Raw genomic sequence first — 22,740 nt, 5'->3', positions numbered from 1 at the left:
CTCAGCTGGCCAGCCCGGCCTCGCGTGCGTGCAGCTCGGCGATGGTCGCCTTCGCCTCCTCGAGGTCCTCGTAGAGCTCCGAGGTTCCCCGGTACTCGGCCGTGAAGCCCACGACGTAGTCACCGCTGATGCGGCCCACGACCTGGCCGGAGGCGTCCGAGAGGACGTAGAGCCCGGCGCGCTGGCGCGTGATCAGCAGTCCATCGGCCTCGGCTCCCTCGAGGCCCAGGAGGCGCTCAGGGAGCGGGAGTCGTTCCGTGGTCGGGACGTGGCGCAGGTCCTCAGCGGCGGGAAGCACCTCGGCGCCGAGGACGTGGTCACCACTGCGTGGTGCTCGTCGTGACGTGATCCTGGACACCCTGTGGCTGATCGCGCGCATCGTGACCCCCTGCTTGAATCGACACGCTGACGGCCGCTGCCGCCCCCGTATGCTGCGATTCAAGAAAGAGTAAAGACAAAGTAAAGAAAAGGGAAGAGGTCCCGAGCGTTCACGCCTGCCGCTCAGGCGGCCGACATCCGCCGAGCCTGCGTGATCGGGAAGCGGGCGAACCTGTCGATCCGGAAGCGCTGCCAGGCACGGCGGTGGCGCGCGTCGAGCAGGGGCAGCGCCTCGTCGGCGTCGAGCAGAACCGGCACGCCCACGGCGACGATCTCACCCTGGAACTGGATCGTCGCGCCACCGGCGGCAACGGCATTCCTCAGCCAGTCCACCTGCTCGCCGTAGGGCAGGGGCACGACGAAACCCCCCGACACCGGGACGGCCACGACCGGGGTGGCGTAGCGCCGGCCGCTGCGCCGGCCCACGTGCCGCAGCACCGCGGCATACCAGTGCCGTCGTCCCGCCATGGTCAGCATGGCGGGGTTCAGCACCCGCTTGTTGAAGGCCCTGATGGTGTCCCGCACCCGGTGCGTGGAGCGACTCGGGACCCGACTGGCTGGTGCGTCCACCGCCGTCGCCTCAGGTCTCGGCCGGGGTGACGAGCCCGTAGTGACCGTCGTACCTCAGGTAGAGCAACCGCCCCCGCCCGGTGTCGGGGTCGAGGTAGAACAGGAACGGCTCGGCGGAGACGTTGAGCCGCCCGATCGCCTCGGCCTCGGACAAGGTGGGGGCGGCGCCGGCGAAGGTCACCAGGGTGTCCTGCTCGGCATGGGGCACCACGTCGCCGACGATGGCGAACCGGCCGTCGCCGTTGCGGTAGACGACGGCGTCCTTGCCCGACTGCAGGTCGGTGAACATGTAGAAGTCGTGGCCGAGCAGGTCCATGTCGAAGGCGGCCTCGTCCGGCGTCAGCTCCTGGAGGGCAAAAGACTTGCGCCGCAAGACTTCTCGCTCTTCCGGAGGGCGGGGGAAGCAGGCCTCACGGCGGGTGGGCAGGTCGCCGTGGCGCCACTGGTGGGCGCTGGACTCGCCGATCCAGCGGTGCCGCGTCCGCAGGCGGTCCGCGTGCTGCACGATGTTGCGCTCGAGCTTCTCCTCGAGCTGGTCGACCGCCGCGAACATGTCCGCGGCCACCGCGTGGGCGCGCACGGGCGTGCCGTTGACGTCGAACACCGCCTCGGCGCGGGACCCGCGCTGCACGGCTGGGTCGGCGGTCGTGGTCAGCACCACGTGGGCCGCGAGGATCGGCTCGCGGGCCAGCCGGGTGACGTGCTCGACCTTGCCCTTGGCGTAGTCGGCCGCGCCCGTGGGCACCTCGCCGCGTTGCGTGACCTCGACCGGGGCAGGGGGCGCGGTGGCCTTACGCGCTGACATGGTCGCCTCGGCTCTGAGTGGCTGCGGTGTGGAACACCTCGCTCACCTCCATCGGTGCTGGGCCCGGCACGGGGCCGGCCCCGGGTGGCTGGTCTTGCAGGCTCCCTCCACGCTAGGCAGCACGCGCGAGGTGCAGCCCGGGCCGATGGTCCCGGCTTGGCCGATGCCCGGATATCGTCCCGGGCGTGCCGGACGCCTCGAACCTCACACCCGGGCAGCGTGTGCTGCTGCAGCAGTGGTTGGCAGACCTCGAGGTCGTGGCGGACTGGAGCTGGGGGCTGACCGACACGGTCGTGCTCCACGCGCGCTCCGGGGGTCGGGACCTGGTGGTGAAGGCGGCTGGCCCGCAGAACCACCACATCGCCCGCGAGAGATCCGTGCCCACCGCGAGTGGGTGGGGCCACTCGCCGACCGGGGCCTGGCTCCTCGCCTGCTTCATGCGGAGGAGTCCGCGAACCTGCTGGTCACCGGCCACCTCGAGGGACAGCTGGTCCTCGGGACGGCTGCCGAGGGGGAGTCTGCCACCTACGCGCAGGCCGGTGGCCTGCTCGCCCTGCTCCACGGCCAGGCCTCTCGAACCGACCCGGACTTCGAACGCGAGCAGAACGCCAGGACGCTGCGCTGGCTCGAGGGGCCACACCGCATCGACGCCGACACGGCTGCCGAGATCCGTGCTCGAGTGGCCACTTTCGACTGCCCGCCGGCGCTGCTCGTGCCGACCCACGGTGACTGGCAGCCCCGCAACTGGCTCGCCCACGGCGGCTGCATCCGCGCGATCGACTTCGGCCGAGCCGACTGGCGGCCCGCCTTCTCGGACCTGGCCCGGCTGGCGGTGCAGCAGTTCGCCGACCGGCCCGACCTGGAGGCTGCCTTCCTGGCGGGATACGGCACCGATCCCCGCGACCCTGACGCCTGGCGGAGCAACCAGCTGCGCGAGGCGGTGGGGACGGCGTGCTGGGCCAACCAGGTCGGCGACACGTCGTTCGAGACCCAAGGACACCGGATGATCGCAGATGCCCTCCGGGCCGGTTGAGTTTGGGGGAGCATGGAGGTGGAACGGGTGCTCGCCCGAGGGGCGCCTGTCCGCCCCCGGCCACCCACCGGTGGGCCGGTTGAGCCAAGCGGGTGACACCTGGTGAACAGCGAAGACCGCGGCGTCAGGACCGGACTGCTCGTGGCCTGCCTGTGGTTGGTCGGCCTGGTCCTGGTCGACCTCGCCGTCACGTCACCGTCGGTGAACTTCTCACCCCTCTACGCCCTCGCCCCGTTGGCCGCCTGCGCGTGGCTGCCGACGGCGACCACCGCCACCTTCGCGGTGGTGGCTCTCGCCCTGACGGCCGCGTCACACACGTGGAACGGGCAGTGGGGCGTGCCACAGATGTGGGTCCGGCTCCTGGACGTTGCCCTGGTGAGCGCGGCAGCCGTGGCGATCGCCGCGGTGCGCGTGCGGAGGGAGGAACGCCTGGCCCGGGTGGAGCGCATCGCAGAGGTGGCGCAGCGGACGATCCTCCCCCTCATCCCGGCGCGGGTGGGCTCGGTCTCGGCCGCGGCGCGCTACCTGTCCGCGGCCGAGGACACGCTCGTCGGCGGCGACTTCTACGACTGGTTCCACTCCGAACGCCGCACCTGCTTCCTGGTCGGCGACGTCCGGGGGAAGGGCGTGGGCGCTGTCGAGCAGGCCGCTCGCGTGATCCGGGCGTTCCGCCAGTCGGCAGCTGCTGGGGAGGACCTGGCCACGATCGCCGGACAGATGAGTGCCTACCTCGTGCCGTTCTTCGACGACGAGGAGTTCGCGACGGCCGCCCTGCTCGAGGTGGGCACCAACGGCCAGGTCACGCTGGTCGACTGCGGGCACCCCGCCCCGCTCCTCGTGCCCCACCGAGGGATGGCCGGCTTCGTCGAAGCTCCGGTCTGCCTGCCGCTGGGCCTCGGCACGACCTATGAGGCAGCCTCGGTGTCGTGGTCGCCCGGCGACCGGTTGCTGCTCTACACCGACGGCCTGAGCGAGGCGCGTGACGGGCACGACGAGTACCTGCCGGTGGCGGAGCTGACGCCCCTGCTGGTGGAGCGGGCCGTCGAGGAGGCCCTGGACGCGGTGCTCGACCAGGTGCGCGAGCACGTGCCGGACGGCCGTCTCGCCGACGACCTGGCGGTGCTCCTCCTCGAGAACACGGGCGTGGAGCCGCCCCGCCGGAGGGACGCGCGCGACCACCTCGCCTTCGAGGCGTCGGCGAGGCGCCTGGAGGCCACCTGGTGAGAGACGGGTCAGTGGGGGACCAGGGCCCCCGTGACGCCGTCCCTGTCACCGGCCCCACTCGCCGGCTGGGGGTCCCTGTCGCACACGGCAGCGAGCAGACAGGTGTCGTCCGCCCTGGCCGACCCGCGCAGCAGGGCGTCCTCCACCTTCTGGCAGACGGCTTCGGCGGTGGTCCGCCGGTGCCCGGCGAACACGTCGGCCAGCGCCGCGAGTCCGTCGTCGATGGAGCGAGTGCGGTCCTCGACGAGGCCGTCGCTGTAGAGCAGCAGGGCGCACTCCGGGCCCAGGCGCACCGTGCCGTTGCTGAACGTCGCTCCCTGCTCCACGCCGAGCATGAGGCCGGCGGGTTCGTCGAGGTATGCCGTGCCGTGGGCCGTGGTCACGAGCGGCGGCGGGTGGCCGGCGTTGGCGAAGGTGAGCTCTCCGGTGGCCCGGTTCAGGATGGCGCAGAACACCGTCGCGAGCGCTTCCGGGAGGAGCCGCACCAGCGCGTTGTTCGTGCGCTCCAGCACGAGCGCCGGGTCCGGGTGGTCCACGGCGTAGGCGCGAAGGGTGTTCCTGATCTGGTTCATGGCGGTGGCCGACGCGAGGTCGTGGCCCACGACGTCCCCGATCACGAGGGCGAACGTCTCGCCGCCCAGGGGGAACGCGTCGTACCAGTCGCCGCCCACACCGACGCCCTCGGTGGCGGGGAGGTAGCGGACGGCCAGGTCGAGTCCCGGGGTCGCCGGCAGCCGCTCGGGAAGCACCGACCGCTGGAGTGTCTCGGCGACACCGTGCTCGCGCGCGAAGGCCTCCGCGTTGGTGAGCCCGACCGCGAGCCGGCGCCCGAGCTCCTCGACGACCAGCACGTCGGCCTCGGTGAACGCGGCCACGGGGCGGGTCCGGCCCACGAGCAGCACCCCGAGCCTGCGACCTGAGACGTCGAGGGCGACCGAGATGGTGCTGTCGTGCTGGTCGAGGAGCTGGCTCTGGCCGGTGCGGAGCGTGTGCTGGAGCGCGGTGACCTCGTCGGTCGTGAGCTGCCCCTCGGGCGACGACGACAGGGTCCGCTCCTCCGGTGCGCCGAGCCGCTCACCGGCGGCCAGGTGGAGGGCGCCGTCGCTGCCGGGCACGAACACCGCGGCGAAGTCGGCGAGGGCGGGCACCACCAGACGCGTCGCGTGCTGGAGCAGGTCGTCGCTGTCGCCGGTCGCGGCGACGAGCGCCCCGGCCCGCAGCAGGAGCTGCAGCCGGTCCTCCGCCTCCTCGGCGTCGGTCCGTGCGGCGCGGGCGCTCGCGAGCAGCGCGGCGCGTTCCTCCTCGGCGTGCCGGCGCTCGGACAGGTCGACCACGAAGGTCACCCAGTGCAGCGGGTCGCGGCCGACCACGGCCGCGCCGACGAGCACCGGCACCCGGCGGCCCGAGGAGTGCACCAGCTCCTTCTCGTAGGGCGAGCACGCGCCTCGCTGGCGGAGCTGGGCGATGCCGTCGTCGTCGTGCCCGCTCCACTCCGGCGGCGTCATGGCCCGCCAGTCCACCCGCCCGTGGGTGAGGTCGGCGCGGTCTTGGCCGACCATGGACAGGAACGCGTCGTTGGCCTCCAGGACGCGCCGCTCGTCGGCCAGCACGAAGCCCAGGACGTTGGCGTCGCGCAGACGCCCCAGGAAGCGGTCCCACTCGCGCAGGGCGGCAGCGGCACGGCGCTGCTCGGTCACGTCGGTGAACATCGTGTAGACCCGCTGTGGCACACCGTGGACGTCGCGTGCCTCGGGCACCGCGGTGACGAGGAGCCATCGCCGTTCGCCCGTCCGCCCGTGCCGCACGCCCATCACGACGTCGCGCACGACGTCCGCGCTGCGCAGTGCCTCCATCGCGGGGTGCTCGATGCCCGGGAACGGCGAACCGTCCTCGTGGACCGCGTCCCACGACGGGTCGTCCGAACGCAGCCCCATGAGGGCCTCGGCAGGTGCTCCGAGGATCTCCGCGGCGGCGGGGTTGACCGTGATGATGGAGCCCTCGGCGTCCTGGTAGACGACGCCGTGCAACATGGTCTCGAAGAGCGTGCGGTAGCGCTCCTCTGCCTCGAGTGCCGGGTGGTCCTCGCTGCGCGGCGGGTCCTCCGGACGTGCTGGAACCGGCTCCATCCGCCCTCCCGTCCAGCGGCCGTCGTCCCGTGGCCCGACCGTAACACCGCGTCCCGACGGGAACTCGGTGAATCGGGAACCCGGGGCCAGGTCACTGGGCGCACCGCCGGACGCTGGTCAGCGTTCGGCGGCGCGCTCGTCGAGGCGCTCGGCCAGGAACGCCTTCTCGGCCTGGTTCCTCGTGAGCTCGAACGCCCTTCGGTATGCCGCGGCCGCTTCTTCCGAGCGCCCTTGGCGTTGCAGGAGGTCGGCCTTGACGGTGTGGAGGTACTGGTAGGAGTCGAGCGCGCCGTCCCGTTCCAGCTCGTCGATCTCGGCCAGCGCCCGGGCCGGTCCCGCGACCTCCGCGACGGCGACTGCGCGGTTCAACGCCACGACCGGTGACGGCCACACCGACAGCAGCGCGTCGTAGAGGCGCACGATCTGCGGCCAGTCCGTGTGGTCGAAGGACTCGGCCTGCGCATGGAGGGAGGCGATGGCCGCCTGCAGCATGAACCGGCCCGTCGGGCCACCGCGGAGCCCCTCGACGAGCAGGTCGTGCGCCTCCGCGATCGCGGACCGGTCCCACCGCGAACGGTCCTGCTCCGCGAGCCGCACCAGCCGTCCCTGCTCGTCCACCCGTGTGCTTCGTCGGGCGTTGGTGACGAGCAGCAGGGCCAGCAGCCCCTGCACCTCACGCTCGTCGGGCACGAGCTCGCGGAGCATCCGCGCCAGGTGGATGGCCTCGTTCATGAGGTCGCCGCGCACCAGGGAGGCGCCCGACGGTGCGGTGTGGCCGATGGTGAAGAGCACGTGGACGACGCCCAGCACCCCGTGGAGACGGTCGGGCAGCTCCGCCGGGCTCGGCACGCGGTAGGGGACCCGTGCAGCAGCGATCTTCTTCTTGGCCCGCATGAGTCGCGCGCCCATCGTCGGTTCGGACACCAGGAACGTTCGGGCGATGTCGGCCGTCGAGATCCCGCACACCAGCCGCAGGGTCAGCGCGAGCTGCGCCTCCTGCGCCAGCGCGGGGTGGCAGCAGAGGAAGACCAGCCGGAGCCGTTCGTCCGGCACGTGGTGGGTCAGCTCATCTGGGTGCCGTTCATCGGTATGCCGGGGTGCCGGCTCCTCGGGACCCGCAGCTGCGGTGTCTTCCGGCTCGACGAGGAGGGGCAGCCTCGAGCGCACGACGTGGTCTCGGCGTCCCACGTCGATCGCCCGCCGCTTCGCCGCGGTGGTCAGCCAGCCGACCGGGTTCTGGGGAAGGCCATCACGCGGCCACGTGGCCAGGGCCGCGGCATACGCCTCCTGGACGCACTCCTCGGCGACGTCGAGGTCGCGTGCGACGCGCACCGTCGCGGCGAGCACCAGCGCCCAGCCGCGACGGTGCGCGTCAGCGACCGCTGTCGCTACGGCATCCGGGTCGGCACCGCTCACCCGGCCACCGGCTCCCGCACGAAGCTGCCTGCGACAGGTCGGACCTCGACCCCGCCGCCCTGGCGGGTGACGGGGTTGCGACCGGCGATCGCCAGTGCTGCGTCGAGGTCGGGTGCCTCGATGATGTAGAACCCGGCCACCACCTCCTTGGCCTCCACGAACGGGCCGTCGGTGATCGCGTCGCCTCGGATCGACGTCGCGGTGGCACGCGACTCCAACGCGAAGGCGGCCGTCATGCAGCCGGCCTCCTCCAGCTCCTGCGCGTGCCTCTGGTGGACGTCCAGCTCCTCCAACGATGGGTTCTCGCGGTGCGCCGCGTCCGCCGCGTAGATGAGGACGGCGTACTGAGCCATGGTGTTCTCCTTGTCGGTCTGTCTCTCGTCCTGACACCTCTTTGTCGAACGGGATCGGCGATTTCGACAGCCCTCGCCTGCACCGTCTCGATGTCCGATGGCGCGGGGTGTGCCGGAGTCACGTGCCGGGGTTCGCAACGAGGCGCAGGAGGGTGGCGTCCAGGTCGATGAGCGCTCCGATGCGCAACCCCGACTCCTCCAGTCTGGGCGGATGCAGTCGCGGCCATCCCTGGGTCGTGATGGGCAGGCCCGCTGCCACACACGTCTCGTAGAACGCGTCGACGTCGTCCAGGCGCAGGCAGCAGCTGAAGGAGCTCGTGGCCGGGTCGAGCTCGGGGAACGGGAAGAACTCGAGGGTTGCGCCGTCCCGGGTGAGGATCAACCAGCCGTTGTCGCCATACTCCTCGACGAATCCTAGCCGGGTGTAGAAGGCCAGCGTTGCCTGCAGATCGCGTGACGGCAGGTTCGGTGTCGCCCGGTTGGCCATGGTCGGACCGTAGGGAGGGGCACTCGTGCGGTCAAGCGCTGGACAGCCCTCAGCGGATGGCGTCGAGCAGCGCCAGCGCGGCCTCGTCGTCCCAGCCGATGTTGGCCAGCTGGTCGGCCGAGGTGCCGGGGCCACCGTTGGTTCCCAGCTGCAGCCGCACGTCACCCTGCCCCGGGCTGTGGGCGGGGGCGATCCAGAGCTGTTGGACATCACCGACGTACTCCCACTGGAGCACCGTCACGCTTCCACCTGAGCTCAGGGGCAGGGTTCGCCTGCTTGCGGTTGCCGGTATGTCTCGGTCGTTGTCCACCCCACCGAGCCGCCCGAGGCCAGTGCCGATGCTGACCACGACCTCGGCGGTGCCGGCGTCACCATGGAACAACAGCAGCTGCTTCATCTGGCCGATGCGCTCAGGGGGCCCCTCCTGGAAGACGATGGACATCCATGGCGCCTGGTGTGGCTTCTCGCCCAGGACGGAGGTGGCCCACGCGGAAAACGTCGCGTCGAGGCACCGACTGACGCGCGCGGAGCAGCCCGGACTGGCCGGGCGCACAGGGTCGGAGGAGCGTGGCGTCGACACGGAGGTCGGGGACTGGGAGACCTGCCGCGCCGGTGCGGTCCCGGTGCTCGGCGGCTGAGGGCTGGCAACGGCCATGAACAGCAGGCCCGCCGATGCCGCAGCCAGGCCCGCGCCGACACCCGCGGCGATGCGGCGGTTGCGCTGTCGGCGCCTGCCGGCTCCCATGATCGCCGCAGGCGTGTACTGCGCCGGGGAAAGGGGACTGTGGTGAGCCTGCCGCAGGAGGGTCAGGACGTCGGCGTCGGCGGTGTCCTCGTGGATGTGTCCCAAGGCATCGTTCACGAAGTCCACGTCCTCTCCGCGATCGGCGTCAGTGCTCGGCGCAGACTGCGCATCCCGTCGCTGGTGGTGCTTTTCACGGTTCCCTCCGAACAGTCCATGAGTCGGGCGACCCCGGCAACAGGCAGCTCCTCGAGGTGGCGCAGGACAACGGCCAGCCTCTGTCGTGGCGGCAGGCCGGCCAGGGCAGCAGTGACGGTGAGGCGGGCCTCCGCCTGTTGCCGTCCGTCGGCGCGGGGCCCTCGAGCTCTGAGTGTGCCGTTGCGACCTCACGAGCCCACCAAGGGCGGCGTTGCTCCGAGATCAGGGCGCGCACGAGCACCTTCCGCGAGTGGGCGTGCGGGTCGTCGGCGGCGTGGATGCGCGGCCAGGCCGCATACATCTTCTCGAGCGTGGTCTGGACGAGGTCATCCGCTCGGTGCGCGTCGCGGCAGGCGCTGCGGGCAAGGCGCCGGAGCCGCGGAATGGCGGCTTCCGCGAACTCGTGAAATGCGGCGTCGCTGGCTCGGCTCACCCGGCGGTCCTCTCCGTCACACTGGTAGAGACGCGCCGACAGCGCGAACCGTTGGGTCGCCGTCTTCGGGAAACAGCGCCCTCGGCTCGGCGGTCCGGCCGTTCTCGGCCATTCCAGCACACCGGACCTCGGTCAGCGCTCTCCTGCCGTTGGAGTCATTGACGTCACCTCCAGTGTCTATTATCGTTTTTCGATAATAACGATGGTCGATAAAGGGGGAGCGATGCGTCGGCGACAAGACATGGTGCTGACCTTGGCGCAGTGGGTTCTTCGAGCCTTGGCGGTGTTCTCGCTGCTCGGGGCACTCGCCGTTGTGTTGGGTGGCAACGGCACCCAGTCACTGTTCGACCGGCACGTCCCGCAGGTGGTGACTGAGCAGGTCCAGCGCCTGTGGCCCCAGAGCAGCAAGGTCCCTGCCGCGCCGGTGCTGGTCCGCCCAGCGCACTGGGAGGACTCCCACGAGGAGTTCAACCAGATGTACCCCAACGGTGGCGTCACCCCACAAGGATGGGCCGAGCTGAGTGGCGGGCCCGTCGACTCCGTGGGCCGGGTCGGGGACCTCACCTTCTGGGATCCAGGCTTCGCGGCGCGCACCGCCTGGGTGGTTGCGCTCGCGCTGGTACCGCTTGGCCTTGCGTGGCTGTGGTGGGCGTTGTCGCGGATTGCCGGCTCGGCTCGAAACGGTGACCCATTCATCGCCACCAACGCGAAGCGGCTCGCGTGGGCCGGCGCCCTGGTTCTCGTCGGCCCGACCTTGGCGCTGCTCTCGCAGCAGGCGGTTCTGCGGTGGATGCTCGCGGAGTCCACGGCCGCCGGGAAGGCAGACGTCTGGTTCCGCTGGGAATGGATCCCTGTCTGGCCGCTCGGCGCAGGACTCGCGCTCCTGGTGCTCGCCGCGGTGTGGCGTCGTGGCGTCGCCATGCGCTCGGACCTCGAGGGGCTCGTGTGACGCCGCCGGCCGAACTCGACGAGGGGCACCGCATCGTCTGCCACCTCGACCGAGTGCTTGCCGATCGGGGGATGACCCTCACTGAGCTGGCTGACCGGGTGGGGGTCTCCATCGTCAACCTGTCGGTGCTCAAGAACAACCGCGCCAAGGCAGTTCGTTTCTCCACGTTGAGTGCCATCTGCGATGCGCTCGGGTGCGATGTGAAAGACATCCTCAGCCGGGCAGCCGACTGACGGGGGTCCTGATCGAGGAGATGACTCCTCCCAGCAGGGCTCACGTGCCTGCTGCTGCGGTTCGGGCCAGGAAGCTCGACGTCACCCGGCCTGGTGCGGTTGCGCGCGGAGACCCAGACCCGTCGGGCGGGTGGGGTACTTCGGTGAAGGGCCGAACGCGTTGTCTGCGCCGCTGTCCTTGACGAGGGCAACCAGGAGGATGATCCAGCCCACGATCGGAATGAGCCCCATGACAAGGAACCAGCCGCGGTGATCGACGTCGTGGAGTCGGCGAACCGCAACGGCCAGCGATGGCAGGAGGAGTGCGAGACCGGTGATGATGCTGACCGGTCCGTTGTCCTCGACCTTGGTCCCGAAGACCATGGTGTCGATGGAGGCGGCCGCAATGGACACCAGGAACGTGAAGAGGAAGAACCACCAGTACTCGCTGCGCCGGGCGCGGCCGGAGAAGGTGACGTACTGATGCAGCGCGGTGCGTGTCGCGGTGGAGAAGTTCACGAGGCTCCCTGTTCGTGGTGGTCCGCACGGATGGTACGCAACCATTGGCTCCGGCGGATCCGCATGCCGCTGGCCCATCCGAGAGCTCCTGCGACCGGCTGTCCCCGATCACAACTGGTCGAGCAGCCAGCGCGGGCTTCTGCTGCTGGCGCCGGACACCTCGACGCGGTGGCGCAGCCCCCGGTCGGCGGTCACCACGGTGACACCACGCCCGTCCCCGATGCCCAGCTGCCTCCTCACCTCGTCCACGATCGCGTCGTCGCCCGAGCCCTCTGCGTGAACGGTTCGCACGCGTCCCACCTCGCCCGCCCGCGGCCCATGCCTCGCGGCACCCTCGAGGACCAGCACGACCTCGTCGTGGGCCAGATCGGTGGCCGCAAGGCGTTCCTGCAGCCGACGGGCTGCACCGGCCCGGTCACGCCACCAGCCGTCGGGACGGCTGCCCACGACATTGGCCCCGTCGACGATCAGAACCTCCACCTGCCAAGCGTATTGAGCGGTCGCCGTCACGCAGACGGGTTGGCGGTCGGAATTGCGACAGTTCGACGTGACCACCCGGGGCGAAGCGGGCCTCGTGGTTCCACCCCTGAGCCTGTTGTCGGCGAGGCACTACGCTCACCGCATGAGCCGAATCTTCACCACCAGCTTCGCGTCGGTGTATCCCCACTACGTGACGAAGGTTGAGAAGAAGGGGCGCACGAAGGTGGAACTGGACCAGGTGATCGAGTGGCTGACCGGTTTCGACGAGTCAGCACTGAGTGGTCATCTGGCCGCGGGCACGACCTTCGAGGACTTCTTCGCGGCTGCACGGCTCAACCCGCAGGCGTCGATGATCACCGGCGTGGTGTGTGGCGTGCGCGTCGAGGACGTCGAGGATCCGTTGATGCAGAAGATTCGCTACCTGGACAAGCTGGTCGACGAGCTTGCCAAGGGCAAGCCGATGGACAGGGTCCTGAGGGCGTGAGCGTCTTCGGACCAGCAACGTCCCCCAATGATGGCCCCGCGTAGCGAGCTAGCCCCGGCCGCCGCCCGGGTGAGCTCAGGGCGCAACCGCGCCACGGGGCCGTTCAGAGGGCCCATACCTGCCGGAACTTGCCGCTCCGAGCGTCGACGGCAGGCGGGTCATGTGATCGTTCGACTGCGACCCCGGACGCCCCGTGGGCCGCGAGAAACTGCGTCAACCGTGCCACCACGGCATGCCACACCTCGTCCGAATCGGCGTCCTGCCGGGTGTCGAGCCGCACGGTCAGGGTTCTCGGGCCCGTGCCGAGAGCCTGGAAACGGTGCACCCCGGGCGTCTCCTCCACCACGGCTCCCAGCGCGAGAGGCAGGATTCTGACGGCGCGGCCGTCCGGCGACTGGAAAGTCAGCACGTCGTTCGCCCGACCCTCGACTTTCACCGCAGGCAGCACGTTGCCGCAGGGACAGGCGGTCGTCGCGACTTCGACGCGGTCGCCGAGGTCGTAACGGATCAAGGGCTGCACCAGGTTCGCCAGGTTGGTGACGAGAACCGTGTGGGAGGTCGTACCCGCAGGGACCGGCTGGTAGCGCTCGTCGACCGGCTCGAAGAGGTACCAGTCGGTGTTGACGTGGAACGAGCCATGGGTGCAGCCGATGGCGAGACCAGGTGCCTCCGAGGCTGCATAGCCCTGCACGACCCCAAGGCCCTCGAATGCGTTGTCGATCTCACGCCGGTACTCGTCCGTCATCGCTTCGCCCGCAGTGATCGCCAAGAGCGGGCTGATGCTCAGGCGGCCCGCGATCTGCTCCTCCGCCAACAGGGCCAGCGCGCTGGGGTAGGCACTGATCAGTGTTGGCTGGTACTCGTTCAGCCCGGCGACGAGTTCTTCCACCGGACGGATCACTGAGAGCACGCGAATCCGTCGCGCGAGGATGGGGCTGCGCCGGCGGACGCTTTCGGCGAGGACGACCCCGGCGTAGTGGCCGCCGGTCGCGAAGAGGACGGTCGAGCGCAGGCCGTGCCGGGCCAAGGCGGGCATGAGACGCCACGTCTGCAGGGCCTGCCGGGCGCGGAGGCGGGCCACGACCTGCAGCACCTGCCACGACGCGCGGTCGTGCACCACGACTGCGGGCTCTCCGGTGGTCCCCGAGGTGGTGAAGACGTGGTAGCGGCCCAGGTAGGGGCTGCCGACCAGCGAGAGGTCGGGGAGGAAATCCCGCCTCAGCCCCGCCAAGGTGACCTCGGGATCCGTTACCCAGGCGTCGAAGTGCGCCATGAGGTCCCGCTTGGTGACCGGTGGCAACAGTTCTGGGGCTGCGACTCGCGCCGGTAGGCCTTCGTACAGCGAACGGTAGTACGGCGAGGCGGTGCGTGCGTGATGGACGAGCCGGTGCAAGCGCTCGCCCTGCAGTCGCCGAACGGTGGCCTCCCCGCCGCGCTCGGCTCGGAGGGTCTCCCACAGCGTCTTGAGCATGTCCACCCCCAAGCAGGGCCTTCCCCCCACACGCTAAGGCATTGCCGCATGTCGGGCAGTTCTCACTTCCCGCGGATGATGTGCGTGGGCCAACGCCCGACGCACCTTGTCTGTCGTGATGTTCGACTGGTACCAGCGCTATCTGGTCGACACCGGCAGGTCGGCCATGCTGTGGCTCCTCTTCGGGTTCGTGCTCACGTATGCCGCCACCCGGTGGGTCACGCTGCGGATCCGTTCGCGGACGGCGAGGGAGTCCGGACAGCAGGGCACCGCGGTCAAGAACGTCTACATCGGCGGCGTGCACGTCCACCACCAGGTCTGGGGAATCCTGCTGGTGCTGGTGACGGGCATGCTGGAGTTCCGGTTCAGTCCGTCTTCTCCGTGGCACGAGGTGCTCAGCACCCTCTTCGGCGCGGGCGCGGCACTCGCCCTCGACGAGTTCGCCCTGTGGCTGTATCTCAAGGACGTCTACTGGACCGAGGAGGGGCGCAAGTCCATCGACGCGGTCATGGTGGCCGGGGTGGTGGGCCTGGCTCTTCTCGCGGGCACGTCGCCGTTCGGCATTGAGCCGGGCTCTGTGGAGGCTCAGGGCTTGGTCATCACCTCGATCGGCGTGGTCATCCACATCTCCTACACGATCATCTGTCTGCTGAAAGGGAAGCTCGCCACCGGGCTCATCAGTCTTCCGGTGCCACTGGTCGCCCTCGTCGGTGCACTGCGTCTGGCCAAGCCGGAGTCCTTCTGGGCCAGGCGCTTCTACCCCGAGCGGAAGATGGTGAAGTCTGAGGAGCGGTTCGGCGCGCGCTACCTTGCCCGACGGGAGCGGCTGCGGAGCCTCGCCTCCGGTGGGAGCGGCAGGTGACCTCGCTGGCGCCGAGCTAGCGGGCCAGGACGCGAGCCCACTGGTAGTGCCCACCGTCCTCGAACCAGTCCCAGGTGTCGAAGGCCACGATCCTTCCCACAGCCTGAAGGTCGTGCTGGAGCTGCTCGTCGGAGCGGTGGTTGAAGTAACGGCCGTCCGAACTGGTCCACTCGCGGTTGCTCGTGTGGCCCCACACGCCGATCTCGACCGTCCCACCGGATCGGACCACCCGAGCAAGCTCTTGGACAGCCAGTGCGAAACCGTCTCCGGCCAGGTGCATCAGGGTGCTCATGGACCAGGCGGCGTCGAAGGCGTGGTCGTCGAAGGGAAGAGCCACCGCTGAGGCCTCGACCGCGTCGAGTCCCAAGTCGCGGCAGGTCTGCACGGCCACGGGCGACAGGTCGACTCCGGTGTAGGCCCATCCGTTCTCACTCAGGATGAGGCCGTCGCGCCCGGCTCCGCATCCGACCTCGAGGACAGAACGTGCTCCGGTGGTGCGCAGGTGCTCGGCGAAAGTCCTGACGCGGGCGGTGCGCTCGTCACCGAGCGCACGGCCCGCGCGGTCCTTCTGCTCACCGTCGTAGTACGCCTTCAGACTCTCTTGATCCCGCTCACGAAGGGACTGTAGCGGCGGACGAGATGGCTATCCGGCACCGCAGTCGTTCACCAGGCGGCCTCCGACCCGGGCCGTGGTGCGGCTGCTCTCCGTCTCGCGGCGAAGAGGTGGCAGGAACGACCGCCATGCCCCGGAGCGCTGCGTGCGGGGAGACGTCCGTGAGATCTCGGACCGCTGGCCCAGTGTGCTCGCGGAGGCCTGCCCCAATTTCGACGCTCAGCTCGCACGCCGTGCGCAATCACGAGACCGGGAACGCCCTTCGCGGCCTGTGAGTGCGTTCGGAACCATCGTGGGACGACATGCACGACGATGGCGTGGTGTCAGGTTCGCTGCCGGAGTTCGTCGCGCTGTGGTTCGGGTCCTCGAACGAGGGCTTGGAACCGCGGGCGATGGTCGAGCCTCTTCTGTCCTTCAACGCTGTCCCCTCGGAACCATGGAGAGATGGGGACGTCGAGGTCCTGGTGGTCGAGAACCAAGGGGTGTGGCTGTGGGGGCGGCGCCCGGATGGCAGGTTCGTCGAGCGGGAGAACGAGCCTGAAGCGCCCTGGCGTGAGATCGAGGAGGACGATGAGGCGTTCTGGCTTCATCACGCAGGCTTCGAGGCAGTGTGGGCTTTGCCCGCCCATCGCAGCGCGCAGGAGTTCGGCACGGACGCGGTTCGGCGCCTGGAGGAGCTCACCAGCCCTCTGCCCTGCGCTGAGTGGAGCTGGCCAGGCACGAGGCAGCGGATCAGGGTGCGGGATCGGACGGTCCTGATGATCTGTGCAGCCGAGCAGGCGCACTGGGTTGTGGCCGCTGCGCCGTCCGAGACCGATCTTGGCTGGCTCGATGCTCTGGACCTGCGCTGGGACGAGCACGACTCCCGTTCATCTCCTGAGTGAGCACACCAAACCGATTCACGCGGTCAACACTCGTGCTGGCCTTTTCGTGCCGGTGACTGCGGGCCATCCGGATGGTTGTCGCCTGACCCGCCACAGGCTCGCCACTACTCACCGCCACGCTGCCCTAGCGTGTGAGTCATGGATGAGGACCAGCCTGTCCCTGAGCGCTTTCGTGGACTTGTTGAAGTGGCCGTGGGGCTGATCCGAGATGGGGACCCTGGAGCTCTCGCATCGCACGATCGGATCTCCTTCGTCGGAGACGATCCACTTCTCTGGCTTCGTGAAGACGCCGTCGAGCTGACACCCCTTCCCACCGAAGCGTGGGCGTCGTCCATCGCAGGGCCGATGGACGGCGAGCCTGGGACCTGGTGGCTTGTGGTCGACCTCTGGGACTCTGAAGGTCGAACCGACTACAGCCTCGAGGGTGCTGCGTCTGAGCAGGCCGACGGTATCCGACTGGTGGTCAACAACATTCACATGATGTAGCAGTCGGAGAGCATCGGCCTCAGCAGCCCGCTTTGCGGCAGACGCGGACTCGTTCACCAGGCTCACGCCACCCCGCTCATGGGCCCCGCGAGTGGTGCCTGGGCTGTCGTGGCGCTCGGCGGCACCTGGCAAACGTCTGCAGTTGAACTACGGCCCCTACCAGGAAGAAAGCAGCGAGGACCCACCAGAACAGGCGCCACACGCCATCGTGCTCGAGTGAGTTGACAATCGAGATGATGCTGAAGCCGACGCACATGATCAGCCGAAAGCCCGGTGCTTCCCAACGGCGCGCCCACAAGGCGGAAGGGGAGTCTGATCGATCGTCGACAACGTAGTGGTCGGGCTCGACCTGGTCGGGCCCCCGCGACGACCCAGGGGTTTCGGAACTCGTCGTCACGACGCCATTGTGTGGCATGGGGAGCTTTGAGGACGCGCAGGTCGCACCCAACGCGAAACGGCGGCTGACGCTGCGGGGCGTCCGTAGACGTTCGCAGGTCAGCCGCCGTTTCAGGCGACACTCAGCAGGTCAGAGACCCGTGCTTGTCAGATGTCGCTGAGCTCTTCGTTCGACATCTGCCTCGCTGGCGCTCGGCTAGATGTCGAAGTACATCTCGAACTCGTGCGGGTGCGGGCGGAAGCGGATCGGGTCGACCTCGTTCTTGCGCTTCCACTCGATCCAGGCCTCGATGAGGTCCTCGGTGAACACGTCGCCCTGGAGCAGGAACTCGTGGTCGGCCTCGAGCGCGTTCAGCACCTCGGGCAGCGAGCCGGGCACCTGCTCGATGGCGGCGTGCTCCTCCGGCGGCAGCTCGTAGAGGTCCTTGTCCACGGGCTCCGGCGGCTCGATGCGGTTGCGGATGCCGTCGAGGCCGGCCATGAGCTGCGCGGCGAAGCACAGGTACGGGTTGGACGACGGGTCCGGCACGCGGAACTCGATGCGCTTGGCCTTGGGGGAGCTGCCCGTGATCGGGATGCGCACGCAGGCAGACCGGTTGCGGGCGGAGTACACCAGGTTGACCGGGGCCTCGTAGCCGGGCACCAGGCGGTGGTAGCTGTTGACCGTCGGGTTGGTGAACGCCAGCAGGGCAGGGGCGTGCTTCAGCAGGCCGCCGATGTACCAGCGGGCGAGGTCCGACAGGCCGCCGTAGCCGCGCTCGTCGTAGAACAGCGGCTCGCCGTCCTTCCAGAGCGACTGGTGGGTGTGCATGCCCGAGCCGTTGTCACCGAAGATCGGCTTCGGCATGAAGGTGGCCGTCTTGCCGAACTCCCAGGCGGTGTTCTTGATGACGTACTTGAACTTCATGATGTCGTCGCCGGACTGCAGCAGGGTGTTGAACCTGTAGTTGATCTCCTGCTGGCCCGCGGTGCCCACCTCGTGGTGCGAGCGCTCGACCTCGAGGCCGACCTCGGCGAGGTTGAGGCACATCTTGTCGCGGATGTCGGCGAAGTGGTCGACCGGCGGGACGGGGAAGTAGCCGCCCTTGAAGCGGGTCTTGTAGCCGCGGTTGCCACCCTCCTCCTCGCGGCCGCTGTTCCACGCGGCCTCGATGGAGTCGATGTAGTAGTAGCTGGCGTTCGCCTTGGTCTCGAAGCGGACGTCGTCGAAGACGTAGAACTCGGCCTCGGCGCCGAAGTAGGCGGTGTCGGCGATGCCGGTCGACTTCAGGTAGGCCTCCGCCTTGGCGGCGATGTTGCGCGGGTCGCGGCTGTAGGAGTCACCGGTGAACGGGTCGACGATGGAGAAGTTCATGACGAGCGTCTTCTCCTTGCGGAACGGGTCCACAAAGCCGGTGCGCACGTCGGGGACGAGCTTCATGTCGGACTCGTGGATCGCCTGGAAGCCGCGGATCGAGGAGCCGTCGAACATCTGGCCGTTGGTGAAGAAGTCCTTGTCGACACTGTGGGCAGGCACGTTGAAGTGCTGCATCACGCCCGGCAGGTCGCAGAAACGGATATCGACGAACTTGACGTCCTCGTCCTTGATGAACGAGAGGACCTCGTCAGCGTTGCTGAACATCTAGCCTCCTGTGAAGGGGCGGCGGGAAGCCACCCGGTGCGTCGCGACCCACCGTAACGGCCGCGGGTTTCCCACCCATGACCCAAATGTTTCGCCGGTGTTACGGAAAGACCGTCTCACGATCCGGATGTCGGCGCCCACTCACCGGACTTGGGCGCGGCACAGGGTCGCGCACGCGGCATACCGGCCGGGGCTCGTCACAGGGCCACGAACTAGGCTGGCCACGTGGTGGATCGCAAGGACATCGGCTCCTGGCTCGAGGGCCCGGGCTCGCGGGCGCCGGAGAGCACCGAGTACCCGGGGGAGCGCCTCGGTCTCGCGCGCGAGGGCGCCGGGTCCATCGGCCGGGTCGGGCGGCGCGTGCTCGGGGTCCTCATCGACTGGACCCTGTGCACGCTCATCGCGTTCGGCCTGTTCGACGTGCCCCTGCCCTTCACGGACACCGCCGACGGTGGCGCGTGGATCACCCTGGCGGTCTTCGCCGTCGAGAACCTCCTCCTCGTCGGCACCCTCGGCTTCACCATCGGCCACCGCGTGGTCGGCCTGCAGGTGCGCAGCATCAACGGTGCCGCCGCGCGCCCGGTGCAGGTGCTCGTCCGCACCGTGCTGCTGTGCCTGTTCCTGCCGGCGATGTTCTGGGACCGCGACGGGCGCGGGCTGCACGACAAAGCCGCCGGCACCGTCATCGTGCGCCTCTGATCCGCCGCGTCTTCGGGCAGGTATGCCGCGGGGCGGGGTCGTGCGGTGGCGCGCCGTCAGTGCCGGCGCACCACCTCCTGGATGCGGCGTGACGCGTCGGACAGGATCTCGACAACCTCGCGGCCCTGCTCCGAGGTGAGCCCGTACTGGCGCCACGCGCGCCGGGCCTCCTCCCGCAGCTCGGCCACCGCGGTCTCCACGTCCTGGCGCACCGACGGCGCCGAGCCTCGCCATGCGTCGGCCCCACCAGCGGGCGTCGCGGTGCTTCGGGCCTGGCGGGCGGCCTCCTTCAGCTCGGTGCGCAGGTCGCTGCTCTGGGTGCTCACCCGCGACCGGACCTGTTCGGCGAGCTCGTGGACGGAGTGGTCGAGGTCGCTCTCGAGTGTGGCGAGCTCCTCGGCCCGCGCGGAGACCTCGGCGCGACCGGCGTCGGTGATGCGGTAGACCGCCTTGCGCCCCTCGTCGGCGCGCTCGACGAGGCCCTCCTCCTCGAGCTTGGCCAGGCGCGGGTACACCGTGCCCGCACTCGGCGTGTAGAGCCCGTTGAACCGCTGCTCGAGGTCCTGGATCACCTCGTAGCCGTGCCGTGGTCCTTCGTTGAGCAGGGCCAGCAGGTAGAGCCGCAGCTGGCCGTGGGCGAAGACCGGGCTCATCCGTCAGACCGCCTGCTCGCCGGTGCTGCCGAACTCGCCCAGGCCGCTCCCACCCGTGGCCGGGCCGTGCGCTGCCCTGAGCACCACGACGTTGCCCGTGACCGCGTTGGCCCTCAGCCGCAGCGCGCCGTCGCCCTCGGTCAGCTGCCCACCGGCGGCGTACGGACCGTGCCGCAGTTCGCGGCCGTCCACGACGACCTGGCCGCCGGGCGAGGTGGCCCGCACATCGTAGCCGCGGATGGGGGAGCGAACCGTCACGTCGCCGGACACCGACGTCGACGAGATGCTCGCCGTCCCGTTGAGCATGTCGAGCGCCACGTCGCCGCTGACTGTGTGGATGCTGACGTCGGGCAGGTCGCTGCGCTGCGCCGTCACCGAGCCGGAGACGGAGTTCACCGACAGGGGACCGTTCAGCCGGCTGCACTCCACGGCACCGCTGACGGTGTTGACGGAGGCTGCGCCGGTGAGGTCGTCGAGGGTGAGCGAGCCGGAGACCGTGTTGGTCCTGACCGCGGCCCGAACGCCCGCGACCAGGGCGTCGGCGCTGACCGTGCTGACGGTCGCCGTCGCCTCCTGTGGGATGGAGACGCTGACGACGACCCGGTTGTGGTCGATGCCCTCGACGGTCTGGCGCACCCGGTCGACGACTCCCACGTCGCTGTCCGGCCCGTGCGTGATCCTCAGCATCGAGCCGTCCCAGCGCACCAGCACCGGCTGCCCCACGACCTCCAGGACCTCGACCCGGGCGGTGGGGGAGTCGTCGTGCGTGACGACGTCGACCCGCCCGCCCACGATGCCCACCTTGAGGGCTCGGACCTGCTCACCGTCCCCACCGATGTCGAGGACCCGCGGGCCCTCCACGCTCCACTTCTCCGGCATGGCCTGCTCCTGTCTCCGATCGCGCTATATCGCGTTTCCCGTCACGTTATATCGCGTTCTCCGCCGATGCAAGGGTCTTGTCGGGTGCGCGATGTTGTGACCCGCTGGCCACCCCGAGGTCAGTACCCCCGGGCGCGCTGGGAGACTGCGGGCATGTCGCACCGGGCGCCTTGGATCGCCTTCGTGAACTCGCTCGCGTATGCCGAGCACGACCCGGAGGCCCCGCTCGTCGTCGAGGCCCTGCGCGAGGCGGGGGCTCGCGCCGACCTCCACGCGTGGAACGCGACGGTCGACTGGACCGGCTACGACCTCGTGGTCGTCCGCTCACCCTGGGACTACTTCGACCACCTCGACCGGTTCCTGCGCTGGGTCGATGAGGTCGCCGCCGCGACACGAATCGTCAATCCCGCCAGCGTGATCCGGTGGAACTCGCACAAGGGCTACCTGACCGAGATGGGGGAGCGGGGCGTGCCGGTGCTGCCCACGATCCTGCTGGCCGGCGGCACCACCCACGCGGCCGAGCGGCTCGCCGACTGCGGCTGGGCCGACGTGGTCGTCAAGCCAGCCGTCGACGGTGGTGCACGACAGACGCTGCGGGCCGACCCGTGCTCGGGCGAAGCCGCCGCTCACGTCGAGCGCCTCGTCGCCGGTGGTGACGTCGTCGTGCAGCCCTACGCGCCGCAGATCGAGGCCGGCGAGACGTCGCTGCTCTTCTTCGGCGGCGCGTTCTCCCACGCCGTGCGCAAGGTGCCGGCCAAGGGCGACTACCGGGTGCAGGCCCACCACGGCGGCACCGAGCAGCCGCACGCGCCGAGCGCGGCCGAACTCGAGACCGCCCGCCGTGCCATGGGGTGCGCGCCGGGACCCCTCACGTACGCCCGCGTCGACCTCATCGACGTCGACGGCGCTCCGACGCTCATGGAGCTCGAGGTCATCGAGCCCGACCTGTTCCTCCGCCTCGCCGACCGGGCGCTTGGCCGGTTCGCCGACGCGGTGCTCGCCGAGCTCAGGTAGAGAAGCGGCCTCAGCGGCCACGCATCGCCTTGCGGTCGACGCGGGCGCGCATCGGGTCCATGCCGGCGGGCACCGGGGGCCGGACGCCGCCGAGGGACTTCAGCCGCTTGTTGACGACCGAGACCTCCTGCTTGGTCAGCACCGGCTTCATGCGCTGGACCTTGCCCGACAGCTTGCGCACCGGCACCTGGCCCTCGCCGTCCCCGACGGTCAGCAGGTGGACGGGCACGCCGGGGGCCACGCGGGCGGTCTTCTTGCGCTCGGCCTCGAGCAGGCGGGTGACGCGGCCCTGCGGACCCTCGCCGACCAGCACGATGCCCGGGCGGCCGACGGCGCGGAAGACGAAGGCCGCGCCGGTCATGTCCTCGGGCCGGGTGCCGCGGGCGCCGTCGAGGGCCACCGGCTGCTGTTCGAAGAACCAGCCGCGGCGCAGCGCGCCGAGGGCGGCGCCGGCGGCACCCGGCTGCCCCTCGATGGCGCTGTAGGCGGCCCGCTCGGCGCGGCGGCTCATGGTGATGGTCGCCGCGAGCACCGCCAGCGGCAGGCCGAGGATCAGCGCGTAGACCCAGTGGCCCACCAGGACGCCGATGCCGACGACCACCGCGAGGGTGGCGACGAACGCGAGCAGCATCCACCAGCCGATGAGCCGGTCGACCCGGCGGGCAGCCGTGAACACCTGGCGGATCTGTCCGGCGCGCCCCTGCTTCTTGGGCGCGGTCGACTGCTGCTTCTCCTTGCGGGCCATGAGGGTCA

General features: G+C 69.9%; 26 protein-coding genes. 10 read left to right on the top strand and 16 right to left on the bottom strand.

Annotated features, from left to right (window positions below; all coding sequences use genetic code 11):
* Position 1: 1 nt before the first annotated feature.
* The 3 genes from P0Y31_RS08905 to P0Y31_RS08895 form a co-directional block, all read right to left on the bottom strand.
* Positions 2-379, bottom strand: a complete 378-nt coding sequence (locus tag P0Y31_RS08905; protein ID WP_275868430.1) for a hypothetical protein — start codon at positions 377-379, stop codon at positions 2-4.
* A gap of 122 nt (positions 380-501) precedes the next feature.
* Positions 502-948, bottom strand: a complete 447-nt coding sequence (locus P0Y31_RS08900) for a nitroreductase family deazaflavin-dependent oxidoreductase (protein ID WP_275868428.1) — start codon at positions 946-948, stop codon at positions 502-504.
* Positions 949-958: 10 nt separating this feature from the next.
* Entirely contained in the window at positions 959-1,753 is a 795-nt protein-coding gene (locus P0Y31_RS08895; protein WP_275868426.1) for an HPF/RaiA family ribosome-associated protein, read from the bottom strand.
* 394 nt (positions 1,754-2,147) lie between these two features.
* Here P0Y31_RS08895 and P0Y31_RS08890 point away from each other — a divergent pair, with 394 nt between their 5' ends.
* Entirely contained in the window at positions 2,148-2,786 is a 639-nt protein-coding gene (locus P0Y31_RS08890; RefSeq protein ID WP_275868424.1) for a phosphotransferase, read from the top strand.
* 102 nt (positions 2,787-2,888) lie between these two features.
* Positions 2,889-4,010, top strand: coding sequence for a PP2C family protein-serine/threonine phosphatase (locus P0Y31_RS08885; RefSeq protein WP_275868422.1), 1,122 nt, complete (start codon positions 2,889-2,891; stop codon positions 4,008-4,010).
* 8 nt (positions 4,011-4,018) lie between these two features.
* Here P0Y31_RS08885 and P0Y31_RS08880 read toward each other — a convergent pair whose 3' ends face one another.
* The 5 genes from P0Y31_RS08880 to P0Y31_RS08860 form a co-directional block, all read right to left on the bottom strand.
* Positions 4,019-6,136, bottom strand: coding sequence for a SpoIIE family protein phosphatase (locus P0Y31_RS08880; RefSeq protein ID WP_275868420.1), 2,118 nt, complete (start codon positions 6,134-6,136; stop codon positions 4,019-4,021).
* 117 nt (positions 6,137-6,253) lie between these two features.
* Positions 6,254-7,552: a DUF6596 domain-containing protein gene (locus tag P0Y31_RS08875; protein ID WP_275868418.1), complete on the bottom strand. Its 1,299-nt coding sequence runs from the start codon at positions 7,550-7,552 to the stop codon at positions 6,254-6,256.
* Complete coding sequence (locus P0Y31_RS08870) at positions 7,549-7,905, bottom strand: YciI family protein (RefSeq protein ID WP_275868416.1); 357 nt, start codon at positions 7,903-7,905, stop codon at positions 7,549-7,551. The genes P0Y31_RS08875 and P0Y31_RS08870 overlap by 4 nt, the downstream gene beginning before the upstream one ends.
* Before the next feature lie 118 nt (positions 7,906-8,023).
* Positions 8,024-8,392 carry a bleomycin resistance protein gene (locus P0Y31_RS08865; RefSeq protein WP_275868414.1) on the bottom strand — a complete coding sequence of 123 codons (369 nt, stop codon included), beginning with the start codon at positions 8,390-8,392 and terminating at the stop codon, positions 8,024-8,026.
* Positions 8,393-8,441: 49 nt separating this feature from the next.
* Positions 8,442-9,254, bottom strand: coding sequence for a hypothetical protein (locus P0Y31_RS08860; protein WP_275868412.1), 813 nt, complete (start codon positions 9,252-9,254; stop codon positions 8,442-8,444).
* Between the two features lie 734 nt (positions 9,255-9,988).
* Here P0Y31_RS08860 and P0Y31_RS08855 point away from each other — a divergent pair.
* Both P0Y31_RS08855 and P0Y31_RS08850 read left to right on the top strand, forming a co-directional pair.
* Positions 9,989-10,714, top strand: coding sequence for a DUF2975 domain-containing protein (locus P0Y31_RS08855; RefSeq protein ID WP_275868410.1), 726 nt, complete (start codon positions 9,989-9,991; stop codon positions 10,712-10,714).
* Positions 10,711-10,947: a helix-turn-helix transcriptional regulator gene (locus P0Y31_RS08850; RefSeq protein WP_275868408.1), complete on the top strand. Its 237-nt coding sequence runs from the start codon at positions 10,711-10,713 to the stop codon at positions 10,945-10,947. The genes P0Y31_RS08855 and P0Y31_RS08850 overlap by 4 nt, the downstream gene beginning before the upstream one ends.
* A gap of 81 nt (positions 10,948-11,028) precedes the next feature.
* Here the strand turns inward: P0Y31_RS08850 and P0Y31_RS08845 are convergent, their stop codons facing one another.
* Entirely contained in the window at positions 11,029-11,445 is a 417-nt protein-coding gene (locus P0Y31_RS08845) for a DUF805 domain-containing protein (RefSeq protein ID WP_275868406.1), read from the bottom strand.
* Positions 11,446-11,553: 108 nt separating this feature from the next.
* Positions 11,554-11,925 carry an NYN domain-containing protein gene (locus P0Y31_RS08840; protein WP_275868404.1) on the bottom strand — a complete coding sequence of 124 codons (372 nt, stop codon included), beginning with the start codon at positions 11,923-11,925 and terminating at the stop codon, positions 11,554-11,556.
* A 142-nt stretch (positions 11,926-12,067) separates the two neighbouring features.
* Between P0Y31_RS08840 and P0Y31_RS08835 the strand changes: the two genes are divergently transcribed.
* Entirely contained in the window at positions 12,068-12,409 is a 342-nt protein-coding gene (locus tag P0Y31_RS08835) for a DUF2200 domain-containing protein (protein WP_275868402.1), read from the top strand.
* A gap of 103 nt (positions 12,410-12,512) precedes the next feature.
* Here the strand turns inward: P0Y31_RS08835 and P0Y31_RS08830 are convergent, their stop codons facing one another.
* The gene (locus tag P0Y31_RS08830; RefSeq protein WP_275868400.1) at positions 12,513-13,880 is read right to left on the bottom strand and encodes an AMP-binding protein; all 1,368 of its coding nucleotides are present in this window, start codon (positions 13,878-13,880) and stop codon (positions 12,513-12,515) included.
* A 115-nt stretch (positions 13,881-13,995) separates the two neighbouring features.
* On the opposite strand from P0Y31_RS08830, the gene P0Y31_RS08825 reads away from it, so the two are divergent.
* Complete coding sequence (locus tag P0Y31_RS08825; RefSeq protein WP_275868399.1) at positions 13,996-14,742, top strand: hypothetical protein; 747 nt, start codon at positions 13,996-13,998, stop codon at positions 14,740-14,742.
* A gap of 16 nt (positions 14,743-14,758) precedes the next feature.
* On the opposite strand, the gene P0Y31_RS08820 is transcribed toward P0Y31_RS08825, so the two are convergent.
* Positions 14,759-15,337, bottom strand: coding sequence for a class I SAM-dependent methyltransferase (locus tag P0Y31_RS08820; protein ID WP_275868934.1), 579 nt, complete (start codon positions 15,335-15,337; stop codon positions 14,759-14,761).
* Positions 15,338-15,657: 320 nt separating this feature from the next.
* Between P0Y31_RS08820 and P0Y31_RS08815 the strand changes: the two genes are divergently transcribed.
* A complete protein-coding gene (locus tag P0Y31_RS08815; RefSeq protein WP_275868397.1) occupies positions 15,658-16,239 on the top strand; it encodes a hypothetical protein in 582 nt (193 codons plus the stop codon).
* A gap of 138 nt (positions 16,240-16,377) precedes the next feature.
* Positions 16,378-16,725 carry a hypothetical protein gene (locus P0Y31_RS08810; RefSeq protein ID WP_275868396.1) on the top strand — a complete coding sequence of 116 codons (348 nt, stop codon included), beginning with the start codon at positions 16,378-16,380 and terminating at the stop codon, positions 16,723-16,725.
* Between the two features lie 592 nt (positions 16,726-17,317).
* Here the strand turns inward: P0Y31_RS08810 and glnA are convergent.
* On the bottom strand, positions 17,318-18,742 hold the full coding sequence (glnA, locus tag P0Y31_RS08805) for a type I glutamate--ammonia ligase (RefSeq protein WP_275803564.1): 1,425 nt from the start codon (positions 18,740-18,742) through the stop codon (positions 17,318-17,320).
* A 225-nt stretch (positions 18,743-18,967) separates the two neighbouring features.
* On the opposite strand from glnA, the gene P0Y31_RS08800 reads away from it, so the two are divergent.
* Complete coding sequence (locus tag P0Y31_RS08800) at positions 18,968-19,441, top strand: RDD family protein (RefSeq protein WP_275868395.1); 474 nt, start codon at positions 18,968-18,970, stop codon at positions 19,439-19,441.
* Between the two features lie 56 nt (positions 19,442-19,497).
* Here P0Y31_RS08800 and P0Y31_RS08795 read toward each other — a convergent pair whose 3' ends face one another.
* Positions 19,498-20,094 (bottom strand): PadR family transcriptional regulator, encoded by a 597-nt coding sequence (locus P0Y31_RS08795; protein ID WP_275868393.1) that lies wholly within the window; start codon positions 20,092-20,094, stop codon positions 19,498-19,500.
* Between the two features lie 3 nt (positions 20,095-20,097).
* Positions 20,098-20,973 (bottom strand): DUF4097 family beta strand repeat-containing protein, encoded by an 876-nt coding sequence (locus P0Y31_RS08790; RefSeq protein ID WP_275868391.1) that lies wholly within the window; start codon positions 20,971-20,973, stop codon positions 20,098-20,100.
* A 153-nt stretch (positions 20,974-21,126) separates the two neighbouring features.
* Between P0Y31_RS08790 and P0Y31_RS08785 the strand changes: the two genes are divergently transcribed.
* The gene (locus P0Y31_RS08785) at positions 21,127-21,987 is read left to right on the top strand and encodes a hypothetical protein (RefSeq protein WP_275868389.1); all 861 of its coding nucleotides are present in this window, start codon (positions 21,127-21,129) and stop codon (positions 21,985-21,987) included.
* Between the two features lie 10 nt (positions 21,988-21,997).
* On the opposite strand, the gene P0Y31_RS08780 is transcribed toward P0Y31_RS08785, so the two are convergent.
* Positions 21,998-22,732 (bottom strand): DUF4191 domain-containing protein, encoded by a 735-nt coding sequence (locus P0Y31_RS08780; protein WP_275868388.1) that lies wholly within the window; start codon positions 22,730-22,732, stop codon positions 21,998-22,000.
* Between the last annotated feature and the right edge of the window lie 8 nt (positions 22,733-22,740).

This window comes from Knoellia sp. 3-2P3 (assembly GCF_029223115.1).
GTDB lineage: Bacteria > Actinomycetota > Actinomycetes > Actinomycetales > Dermatophilaceae > Pedococcus_A.
The sequence above is the reverse complement of the archived record's forward strand: the minus strand, read 5'-3'. Positions and strand labels throughout refer to the sequence as shown.